This is a genomic window from Erythrobacter colymbi (genome assembly GCF_002155685.1).
GTDB classification, from domain to species: domain Bacteria; phylum Pseudomonadota; class Alphaproteobacteria; order Sphingomonadales; family Sphingomonadaceae; genus Erythrobacter; species Erythrobacter colymbi.
Map to the genome: position 1 here is coordinate 245,806 of NZ_MUYK01000005.1, position 10,165 is coordinate 255,970.

General features: G+C 71.8%; 8 protein-coding genes and 1 pseudogene. 1 reads left to right on the forward strand and 8 read right to left on the reverse strand.

The genetic code is table 11. From position 1 onward, the window contains the following. Positions 1 to 13 precede the first annotated feature (13 nt). The 7 genes and pseudogenes from BZF57_RS12930 to BZF57_RS12955 form a co-directional block, all read right to left on the reverse strand. Positions 14 to 1,027 carry an aromatic ring-hydroxylating oxygenase subunit alpha gene (locus tag BZF57_RS12930; protein ID WP_086738568.1) on the reverse strand — a complete coding sequence of 338 codons (1,014 nt, stop codon included), beginning with the start codon at positions 1,025 to 1,027 and terminating at the stop codon, positions 14 to 16. Continuing rightward, positions 1,027 to 2,187 carry an ATP-grasp domain-containing protein gene (locus BZF57_RS12935; protein WP_086738570.1) on the reverse strand — a complete coding sequence of 387 codons (1,161 nt, stop codon included), beginning with the start codon at positions 2,185 to 2,187 and terminating at the stop codon, positions 1,027 to 1,029. The genes BZF57_RS12930 and BZF57_RS12935 overlap by 1 nt, the downstream gene beginning before the upstream one ends. Beyond that, the gene (locus BZF57_RS12940) at positions 2,180 to 3,415 is read right to left on the reverse strand and encodes a cell division protein FtsA (protein ID WP_143738496.1); all 1,236 of its coding nucleotides are present in this window, start codon (positions 3,413 to 3,415) and stop codon (positions 2,180 to 2,182) included. Before BZF57_RS12940 ends, BZF57_RS12935 begins: the two co-directional genes overlap by 8 nt. Beyond that, on the reverse strand, positions 3,405 to 4,253 hold the full coding sequence (locus tag BZF57_RS12945; RefSeq protein ID WP_086738574.1) for an MBL fold metallo-hydrolase: 849 nt from the start codon (positions 4,251 to 4,253) through the stop codon (positions 3,405 to 3,407). Before BZF57_RS12945 ends, BZF57_RS12940 begins: the two co-directional genes overlap by 11 nt. After that, positions 4,250 to 5,047: an NAD-dependent epimerase/dehydratase family protein gene (locus tag BZF57_RS12950; RefSeq protein WP_086738577.1), complete on the reverse strand. Its 798-nt coding sequence runs from the start codon at positions 5,045 to 5,047 to the stop codon at positions 4,250 to 4,252. The genes BZF57_RS12945 and BZF57_RS12950 overlap by 4 nt, the downstream gene beginning before the upstream one ends. Positions 5,048 to 5,081: 34 nt before the next feature. Next, positions 5,082 to 5,153, reverse strand: a pseudogene (locus BZF57_RS21760) (hypothetical protein); the annotation flags it as partial. Beyond that, complete coding sequence (locus tag BZF57_RS12955; protein WP_086738578.1) at positions 5,150 to 6,148, reverse strand: 3-oxoacyl-[acyl-carrier-protein] synthase III C-terminal domain-containing protein; 999 nt, start codon at positions 6,146 to 6,148, stop codon at positions 5,150 to 5,152. The gene BZF57_RS12955 and the pseudogene BZF57_RS21760, both read right to left, overlap by 4 nt. Positions 6,149 to 6,249: 101 nt before the next feature. On the opposite strand from BZF57_RS12955, the gene BZF57_RS12960 reads away from it, so the two are divergent. Continuing rightward, a complete protein-coding gene (locus tag BZF57_RS12960) occupies positions 6,250 to 6,876 on the forward strand; it encodes a TetR/AcrR family transcriptional regulator (RefSeq protein ID WP_086738579.1) in 627 nt (208 codons plus the stop codon). Between the two features lie 60 nt (positions 6,877 to 6,936). On the opposite strand, the gene BZF57_RS12965 is transcribed toward BZF57_RS12960, so the two are convergent. Next, a partial coding sequence (locus tag BZF57_RS12965; RefSeq protein WP_143738497.1) for an autotransporter outer membrane beta-barrel domain-containing protein occupies positions 6,937 to 10,165 on the reverse strand: 3,229 nt, incomplete at its 5' end.

The window sequence follows — 10,165 nt, forward strand, 5'->3', positions numbered from 1 at the left end:
CGCGAGGGGGGCGTTAGAGCTCTGCCTTCACCGCCGTATCCACCCCGCGCTCGAGCGCCTCGCCGCGCCACAGGCGGTGCAGGCGGTTGCCGAGAATGTCGCCGGGGCCGGAGACGAATTGCGGGTGGCCAAAGTGCTGCATCACCCCGTATTGCCGGGCGAGCGCCTTGCGGTCCTGCGCCACCACGGGGGCGAGGAACAGGCGGATCGCGGCCTCCTTCAGCCAGCCGGGCGCAAGGCCCTTGGGGGTCGAAAAGCGCGCGAAGGGGGTGAAGCTGCTATCGGTCGCGGGGGTGAAGATCGCGGTGACGCACAGCGTCAGCCGTGTCTCGCCCTCCCAGCGCGCCTGCACCGTGGTGGGCGGGTAGTAGCGCGAGACGCTGCGCTGGCGGTCCCGCTCGAGAAAGCGCGACATCAGCCCGAGGTCGGGCTGCGTCTGCTCGATCGCCATGTCGATCCCGTCGCCGTGGCTGGTCACCACCAGATCGACGGGCAGGCGCTTGTCGCGGCGACGGATGAAGCCGTGGTGCAGGTGGTTGGTGTGGAACGGGTCCATCACGTTCTCGATCGCATCGAAGGCGCGGCCCTCCCACGTGCCCTGCTGCCACCAGAAGTGGTCGAGATCGGGATTGCCGAAATCGGGCGGGAGCGGGGGCTCGGCCGGGGCGGTATCGGACAGGGTCACGAAGATCGCCCCGTGCCGCTCGGCGACGCGCAGGGCGGTGGCGGCAAGGCGCGGATCGCTCGCAGTGGCGGCAGCGCAGCCTGGAACCTCGGCGCAGGAGCCATCGGGGGCAAAGCGCCAGCCGTGATAGGGGCATTCCAGCGCCCCGCGATGCACGCGTCCCTCGGACAGGGGATAGTTGCGGTGCGGGCAGCGATCGATCAGCGCGCCGAGTTCGGCATCATTGCGGAACAGCGCGATGGGCGTGCCACAAAGGGTTACCTTGTGCACATCGCCGGCGCGGATGTCGCGCGACAGGGCGACCATGTGCCAGGCATCGCGCACCGCTTGGGGAAAGCTCATCAGTCGAGGTCCTCGCCGTTCCAGGCAATGTCGCGGGTGGTTGCCGCGGTGGTGGTGATAGAGTGGCGGCGGCCTTCGCGGAAGAACCCCGCCGCATCGCGCAGCGCGCCGACGAGCGGCCTGCGGTCGCCGGTGCGCGAGATCGCGTCGTGGCCGTGGGCGAGCAGACGCGCCCAGTCGCGCAGCCGCCCTTCGACCAGCGCCTGCGGCAGGCCATAGACCGCCATCGCGGGGCCGAGATAGGCCGGGGTGCCCGCCTGTCGCGCGATCCGCTCGCCGCCTGCGATCGCGCGGGCCAGAGCGCCGCTGCCGGTCAGCAGGTGGACGCCGCTGGTGGCGCGCGGGTTGCATTCGATGAGGAAGGGCTGGCCGCCCGCGTCGATCATCACGTCGCAGGCGAACTGGCCGTGGAGCCCCGCCGCCTCGGCCAGCCGGGCGGCAATGGCGCGCAAACGGTCAGCCTCCGAAGCCTCCAGCGGCTCGAAAGCATAGCTCGCCCCGCCGCCCAGTCGCCAGCCCGAGCGATAGGCGGAAAAGGCGACGAGCGTGCCGCGACGGGCGACGGCGTAGAAGCACACCTCGGTGCCCCTGATGCGGCGCTGGGCGAGCCAGGGCGTTGCCGGGGACGGCGCGATCCGGGCGAGCGCTGCGGGCACGGGGCCGACCAGCGCCGCGTCGCCGAAGCGGGTGAAGCAGGGCTTGAACACCCAACCGGACGCGCCGGCGGCGAAAGGCGCGACATCTTCGGCGCTGGCAAGCGGGCGGCTTTCCGGCACCGGCAGGCCCCATTCCCCACAGGCGCGGGCGAAGGCGAGCTTGTCGTGGAGCTGCCGCAAGGTGCCGAGGCCGGGCGCGAACAGCCGCTCTCCCAGCCGCTGGTGGAGCGCGGGGGCGGCGAGGTGGAACACCTCCTCGCAGGTCGGCACGACGAGGTCGATGCCCTCCCCCTCGACCAGCGCGGCGATGCTCTCGCGGAACGCTGCGCGCTCGGTAACGGGCGCGGGGTAGAGATGATGGCGCAAAGGCAACCGCCAGGCGCGGGCCATGTGCGAGACGCGGCAATCGGCGAGGTGCACCTCCCACCCGGCCGCGAGAAAATCGCGCGCAAGATCGAGCGCCGCGGCAGCCCGCGCGCCGGTGATGAGCACCCGCTCAGCCATCGGCCCACACCACCTTGCGCCGCTTGGGCCCGCTCCATGGCGGCAGATCGGCACTCACTGTCACGGGCCGCGCCGCACAGGCGGCCAGCGCCCGCGCCGCCGCTTCGGCCATTGGGAGGGGGCACTCCGGCGCGACCCGCAGCATTGCGTGCGCTCGCTCGCCCACTGCCTGCCAGCGATGGGTAGCGCCGAGCACGCCCTCGACCGCGGCGACGATCTGGGGCGGCGTCACCGTGCCTGCCGCCCCCAGCCACAGGTCGCCCACCCGACCCTCGACCGGGCGGATCACCCGTCCCGCAAAGCCGCAAGGGCAGGCGTGCGGATCGGGCTCCAGATAGTCGTCCCCCCGCAGCCGCACGATAGGCTGGCTGGTGCGCATCAGATCGGTGATGATCGGGCGGAACCCCGGCGTACCCGGCACCGGCTCGAGTTCGATCTCGAGCACATGGTCGTTGAGATGGAGGCGGCCTGCGGCACACTCGGCCCCGAGGAAGCCCTCGGTCGCCTGATAGATTGCGCGCGGGGACAGGCCGAGGCGGTCGGCGATGAAGGCGCGCTCGGTCGCACTGATCGGCTCGCTCCCGCAGAACAGGTGGCGCAGGGCGGACGGCCGCACGCCCGCCCCGGCGAGCGCCAGCAGGCGGTGCGGCGGAGCGATCAGGATAGTGGGCGCAAAGGCCTCGAGCGCGGCGTCGGTCTCGTCCAGCGGCGCGGCGAGGGGAATGTGGCGGAAGGTGATCCGCCCTCGGTTCACATCGGAATAGAGCGCATTGCCCGCGCTGAGGTTGAGCGCGATCCGCTGGCGGCGCAGCAATGCGCGTGCCGGAAGCAGCCGCGCGAGGCTCTGGCCGATATACTCGGCGCGCTCGGCCGGCGTGGTGACAAACAGCCCGCGCGCGGCGCCGCTGCTGCCGGTCGACCAGCCCGCCGACAGGCCATCTGCTGCGGCGGCCCCGCCCGCCTCGGCACTGTCCGCCAGCGCGCGCAGGTCGGGATCGGACAGGCCGAGGCTGTTCCACGCGCCATAGTCGCTGCGCAGATCGGCAATGTCGGTGACCGGGAAGCGTTCGAGCGCTCCGCCCGCATAGGCGGCAAGCGCAGGCGTCCGTGCGAGCGCCGGTTGCAGCGCCGCCCAGCGCCGCGCCCGCCCATGCGCAAGCGCCTCGGCGGAAGCGCTCAACGCCCGCCGCGTCCGCCACCATGCGGCAAGGATGCGGCTAGCGCTCATCGTCCCCGCGGAACGCCTTCGCACTGGCGAGACAATGCGAGGGCAGGATCGCCAGCCCGCCATTGCCCTCTTTCGCGCGGCTCAGCAGGTCGAGCGTTTCGCGGTAACGCCGCGTATCGCCCAGCAGTGCGGTGGTGAGGCGCGGTGGCGGGCGGCGCTCGGCAATCGAGCGGCCCGACCACACCGCGTCCGCCGCAAGCAGCACCGGCTGCCCCGTCTCCGTCGTGAGGGCCAGCCCCCAGTGCCCGGCGCAGTGCCCCGGAAGCTCGACCGCGAGCAGCGAGCCGTCACCCAGAATGTCGCGGCCTTCGGTGAAGGGCGCAAAGGCGGAAGGAAGCGGACGCGCCGGGCAATCCTCGAAGAAGCGCGCCTGCGCATCGACCGCGGGCGGCACCAGCGCATCGAGCATCCCGCGCCGCACCCGCGCGATCCGCCCGCCGCGCCGCAAGGCCTCCAGCCCGGCGCGCGCGCAATAGACCGGGCGGTCCGCCAGATGCGCTATCCCCGCCACGTGGTCGCCGTGGAAATGCGAGATGATCGTGCCCGCAATGTCGCCATCGGCAATGTCATGCGCGGCGAGCCACGCCTGCCACGCCTCGGCCGCGCCGATCCGCACAGGCGTCGTCCAGCGGTAGAACCGCTCGGGGAAGGGGCGCGTCGCCACGATGAAGGCGGGGTCGTAGCCGGTGTCGAACAGGAACACCCCCCGCTCCGGATGGCGGATCACGCCGACCAGCGAGGGGAACTCCACCGCGCACAGGCTCCCGCCACCGATGGTCATCACCTCGGGATGGCTGCAGGACCCGCGCGCGAGCCAGTCGAAGCCGACGCGGATCATGCGGCGGCTCCTTCACCGGCGAGCTTCTGAGCCTCGGCCAGCAGGGTCGCGAGCGCATCGTGCCGCGGCTTGTAGCCCAGCTGCGCCCATGCCGGCGCCAGGTCGAAGGTCTGCGAGAAGGCGAGGGTCGCGAGGGTGTAGCGGGTCAGGACAGGCTCCTTGCGCGATCCGGTCAGACGGGCGAACGTCTCGGCAGCGACGGCGAGAGGACGGGCCAGCGCAAGCGGGACGGAGACAAGCCGCGGGCGCTCGCCCAAAGCGGCTGCGAGCAGCAGGGCAAGGTCGCGCACCGCGACAGGCCTGCCGCCCGAGATGTTGATCGCACGCCCCGCCAGCGCCGGCGCACGCGCCTCGGCCTCGGCGATGGCCCATGCGGCATCGCGCAGGTCAGTGAGCTCGATCAGCGCCCGCCCCCCGCGCGGCAGCGGCATGCGCTTGCGGCGCGCGAGATCGGCAAGGCGCGGCAGGATCACGCGGTCCCCCTCCCCCACCAGCGCGCGCGGACGGATCGCGCAAGTCGCAAACCCCGCGTCCGACGCCGCCAGCACCGCCCGCTCGGCAGCGAGCTTGGTGCGGGCATAGGCATTGAGCGGGCGCGCGGCAGGCGCGTCATCCGCCCCGATCCCGATCTGGTCGGCAAGGCGCGCATGGATCGAGGGCGAGGAGACGAACACGAACCGCGCCACACTGGCGCTGCGGGCCGCGGCGAGCAAGCGCTGCGTCACGGTGAGGTTGGCGGCGACGAAGTCCGCATCCGGCCCCGAGCGTCGCCACCTTTGCGCCCGCTTCGGCATCGCGCCCGGTCGCGCGCACCTCCGCCCCACGCGCGAGCAATTCGCGCACCAGCGCCTGCCCCAACCCGCCGGTCGCGCCGGTCACGAGAATACGCCGATGGCTCACAGCCGGATCACCATCGCGGTCGCACTGATCCCCGCCGCCGTGCCGAGCAGCAGCACCGCGTCCCCCCGCCTCGCCCGTCCGCTTTCCAGCGCATGGGCGAGCACGGTCGGGATCGATGCGGCGATCTGGTTCCCCTGGGTGGCGAAGAGGTCGATCACCCGCTCGCTCGCGGGGGCGAACAAGCGCTGCACGTGGCACACCCCCGGCGCGCTCGCCTGGTGACAGACGACACAGGCGAGTTCTTCCTTCGTCACCCCCGCCTCGGCCAGCGCGCGGTCGATCACGCCCGGCAAAGCCTTGGCCGCGGCCTTGAAGATGCCGAAAGCGTCCATCTCGAAATAGGAGCCCGCGACCAGCGCCTCATGCCCCTCGGTCACGCGCAGCCGGGTGCCGCCCGCGCGCAGTTGGGCGAGCGCGTGGTGCGCGCCGTGGGTGACGCTCGCCGCGCCGATCAGCCCGCGCGTGCCGTCGCTCGCCGCCTCGATCGCCAGCGCCGCCGCGCCGTCACCGAAGATCGAGCGGGTCTTGGCCGAAGCCGGGTCGAGCCCCGCGGAGGCGATATCGCTGGCGAACACCAGCGCGCGCTTCCACCGCCCCGCGGCGATGCCGGTCGCCGCCACATCGAGCGCGGCGACGAATGACAGGCAGGTCTGGTTGACGTCGAAAGCCGGCACGCCCGCATGGCTCAGACCGAGCCGGTCCTGCACCAGCACCGCGGTCGAGGGGATCGGCTGCTCCATCACCCCGCAGCCGCCGATGATGACGTCGGGCAGTAGCCCGTCGCCCCATCCCGCGCGGTCCATCGCGGCACGCGCGGCGGCGGCGGCCATCATCGAGGTGGTCTCGTCCGGCGCGGCGACATGGCGCGCGGCGATGCCGAATTCCTGCTCGGTCCACCCCGGCGCAAGGCCGTGCCGCCGGTCGATCTCCGCCGAGGTGACGACCTGCCGCGGGTGGTAGGCACCCCATCCGGCAATGGCGAAATTGCTGATCACGAACGTCTCTCTCCCTTCGAGTCGTCGCACATTCCCACAAAACTAGACAATGTTCAATTTATAAATTCGACATCGTTCAATTTATTCCCTATCGCGGCCCGATGGGACGTCGATCCGACCATACGCCTGACGAGCTGCGCGAGCTGCTGATTGCCTGCGGTCACGAGCTGATGGCCGAGCGCGGCTTCGCGAAATTTTCCGCGCGCGAGGCGGCGCGGCGCGCGGGCTATTCGGTCGGGACGATCTACAATGTCTTCGGCGGGCTCGACGCCTATCTGATCGCGGTCAACAGCCGCACGTTCCGGGAATGGAGCGCGTGGCTCGAGGCGGCGCTGGCCGCCACCCCCGACGCAGCGGGCAGCGACGCGCGGATCGCGGCGCTGGTGCGCGCCTATTTCGCCTTCGCCGATGCCAACCGCAATGCGTGGATGGCGATCTACGACCACCGCATCGACCGCGGCAACACCGTCATCGCGCGGCAGGACGAGCTCGCGCGCGAGGCGCTGACCGGCATCGTCGATCGCGAGGTGGTGCGCTGGTCAGGCGGGGGGAATGGCGAGAGCACCCGCCGCCTCGTGCGCTCGCTGATCGCGACGGTCCACGGCCACTGCGCGCTGTGGCTGTCGGGCAGCTACGCTCTGCTGCGCGAGGAGGACCCGGCCGGTCAGGCGCTGGCGCGGGTGTTCGAATCCCTCGCCGCGCACCGGGCGCAGGCGGGATCGCGATAGGTCGATGATCGGCGGGCACAGCGCCCCGCCGAAGCGGGAGCGCCATGCCCTGCCAAAGCCTCAGAACACGACGTGCAGGGTAGCTTTTGCGCTGTGGTCCTGGAGTGTGGAGCCGATGAGGCCGGAGTATCCGAGGGCGAGGCCGACGTTGTCGCCGAGGTCGAAGTCGGCTTCGAGGCGGGCGGCCAGCGCCACGTCGTCGAGCTGGACGCCGCTCACTGCGAACGCCTGCTGCGGTGCGGCGGCGAGCGCGAGGGTTGCTTGCGGGTCGCGGTCGCCGAGCTGCGCGCGGGCGGCGAGCGTGCCGGTCAGGCGCACCCCCTTGCCCGCGGGCACGATCGCATCGAGCCCGCCGGTGAGCGAGCCGGTGCTGTAGCTCTGTGCGCGCATGTCGAGCGCGGCGGCTCCGCCGGTCTCGCGCAGCGCGTCGAGCTTGAAGCTCCCGATCGCCCCGCTCACGAACGGCCGGATCGTGCTCTTGCCCGCCGGGATCGTCCACGCGATCTCGGCGAAGGCCTGGCGCGCATCGCCCGTCGTGCGGCCCGCCAGCGTCTCGGTAAACCCGGGCAGGTCGATGTTGCGCGAGCCTTCCAGATCGACCGCGGCGAGGTAGCCGCCCACCGCCGCGCTGAACGCGCCCGTGGTGAGCGAGGCATAGGCCCCGCCGCCCGACTGGCGCACCTCGGCCGAGGAGCCGAGCCGGTCGATCGTCACGTCGCTGGTGACGTGGAACCCGAAGGCCCCGATCCGCCAGCTGCCGCTCTCGCTCGCGCGGCCATAGTCGAGCCCGGTCGCAAAGCCGCCGCGGTCGCTGTCGAACGCAGAGGCATTGCCGTCGCTGTCACCATTGCCCCAGCCGCCGAACAGCTGGCCCCATGCGCCAAGCCCGCTCGCCGCCTCGGGCGCATCGCGCCCTGCCGCCGCCACGCTCGCCGCACGGCCGAGCACCGCCTCGCGCAGCAACCGCTCCTGCTCGATCCCCACGCCCGCCGCGGTCGCATAGACCTCGCCCGAGAGCTGGTCGAAGGCACCCGGCAGCTGGGCGGCCGGCAGGATGTAGATGTTGAACAGCGGCTGCGGGTTGTAGCCCGCCGCCACCGCGCCATCGATGCGGCTCACCACCGAACGCTGGTTGGCGGTCAGCGCCGTGGTCCCGCCGACGATGTTGGCGAGGGTGTTGGGCGCGAACCGCAGGCGCACCTGCGTGCCGGTATAGACCAGTTCGGGCCGGTAGATGATCCCGAACCCGGTCAGCCCGGTGGCATTGGCGAAGGTCCCGGTCCGCCCGCCATCGGCCTGCAGCACCACGATCTCGGAGTTGAACACGTGGGCATTGGCACCGCTGAGGTTGGTGAACGCCGCCGTGCCGTTGATGCTCGCCGTGCCGGTCGCCAGGATCAGGTCCGAAGGCGCGCCTGCGGCGATCTCGTAGACCACCGTGCTGCCCGCCTGGAGCGTGACGTTGCCCGCCACCCCGAGCGTGCCCGGGCTGGTGCCCGGCGCGATCGTGGAGCCGCTCTGCGCGATCAGCCCGCCGATCACCCCGGTGCCCGACAGCCTTGCGCCGCTCTGCACCGTCACCACCGAGCGCGCGAGGCCGCCGTTGACCCGCAGCTCGCCCACCCGCACCGTGCTCGCGCCGGTGAAGCCGTTGCTGTTGCCGGTGAGGGTGAGGAGCCCTGCGCCGGTCTTCTCGAACAGGCCCGTGCCCGCCAGCGATCCGGCGAAGGTGCCGGCCGCGCCTTGCGCGAACTCGAGCGTGCCATTGGCGTTGAGCTGGATCAGACCCTGGAGCGAGGTGGTGGTGCCCACCAGGCGCCCGCGGTTGACCAGCGTGCCGCCGCTGTAGCTGTTGGCGCCGGTCAGCGTGGTCGTGCCGGTGCCGTCCTGCACCACCACGCCGGTCCCGCTGATCACGCTCGCCAGCGTATAGGCATTGCTGCGGCTCACCACCAGCGCGCCGTTGTTGACCACCGGGCCGACGATCGAACCCGTGGTCCCGTTCTCGCCCAGCTGGAGCGCGCCTTCCGCGATCGTGGTCCCGCCGGTGTAGGTGTTGGCTCCGGTCAGGGTGAAGCGGGTCGCCCCGGTCTTCACCAGGCTGCCCGCGCCGCTGATCACGCCCGCGAAGGTCGTGTTGAGCAGCGCGCTGCCCACGGTCAGCTCGCCCGTGCCCAGCGCCACGCTGCCCGCGCCGCTCAGCGCGCCGAGGCTCGTGTCGAACCCGGCCAGGTCGAGGCTGCCGGCGGCGGTCTGGCTGAAGGTGGTGATCCCGCTCGTGGTCCCGGTCAGGGTGATCGTCCCGCTGTTGGTCACGAAGCCGTTCACCGCGCCGCGCAGCTGCGCCGTGCCGCTGTTGTCGAGCCCGGTGCCGATGGTCCCGCTCGAGACCAGCGTCCCGGCATTGTTCACGCCGCCCGCGATCGTGCCGATATTGGTCGCGCTCGCGCCCGCCGCATTGGCCAGCGCGCCCGCGATGGTGCCGGCGTTGAACAGGCTCGCGCGGTTGCTCACGCCCCCGGCGATCCGCCCGCCGCTGGCCAGCTGCAGGCCGCCTTCCTCGATGAAGGTCGTGCCGGTGTAGGTGTTCACCCCGGTCAGGGTCAGCGTGCCGCCGCCGGTCTTGACCAGCCCGCCCGTGCCCTCGATCACGCCCTCGAAGCGCGTGGTCAGGTCGTTCGCGCCCACCGTGAGGGACGCCGTGCCGAGCCGGATCGTGCCCTCGCCCGCAAGGCTGCCCATCGCGGCGTTGAAGCCCGCCAGATCGAAGCTGCCGGTCGCGGTCTGGATGAACTGGCCGGCATAGACCGTCTCGCCGATGCTGGTGATGGTCCCGGTGTTGAAGGTGGTCCCCTCGATCCGCCCGGCGATCTGCGCCGTGCCATTGTTGCCGAGGTTGCGCAGCAGGCGACCGTCGACCACCAGGTTGGCGTTGTTCACCACCGAGCCGGTGAGGGTCCCGCCCGCCAGCACCAGCGTGCCGCCGTTGACCTCGGTCAGCCCGCCATAGGTCTGGGTGCCGGTCAGGATCTGGGTGCTCGCCCCGACCTTGACCACCCCGCCCCCGGCCGAGATCACCCCGCCGAAGGTGGTCGTGCCCGAGCCCGTGCCGATGGTCAGCAACCCGCCCGCACCCAGGTTCACCGAACCGGCGCCCGCAAGGCTCGCAATGCTGGTCGCAAACCCGCCGAGGTTGAAAACACCCCCCGCCGTCTGAACCACCGCACCAATCCCCGTGGTCACACCGGTCAGCTCAAGCGTCCCGCTGTTGTTCACAAACCCGTTCAGC

Excerpts from the sequence above, each read along its gene's own strand:
- BZF57_RS12945 (WP_086738574.1), bottom strand. The coding sequence starts at position 4,253 with ATGATCCGCGTCGGCTTCGACTGGCTCGCGCGCGGGTCCTGCAGCCAT.
- BZF57_RS12940 (WP_143738496.1), bottom strand. The coding sequence starts at position 3,415 with ATGAGCGCTAGCCGCATCCTTGCCGCATGGTGGCGGACGCGGCGGGCG.
- BZF57_RS12960 (WP_086738579.1), top strand. The coding sequence starts at position 6,250 with ATGGGACGTCGATCCGACCATACGCCTGACGAGCTGCGCGAGCTGCTG.
- BZF57_RS12935 (WP_086738570.1), bottom strand. The coding sequence starts at position 2,187 with ATGGCTGAGCGGGTGCTCATCACCGGCGCGCGGGCTGCCGCGGCGCTC.
- BZF57_RS12950 (WP_086738577.1), bottom strand. The coding sequence starts at position 5,047 with ATGCCGAAGCGGGCGCAAAGGTGGCGACGCTCGGGGCCGGATGCGGAC.
- BZF57_RS12930 (WP_086738568.1), bottom strand. The coding sequence starts at position 1,027 with ATGAGCTTTCCCCAAGCGGTGCGCGATGCCTGGCACATGGTCGCCCTG.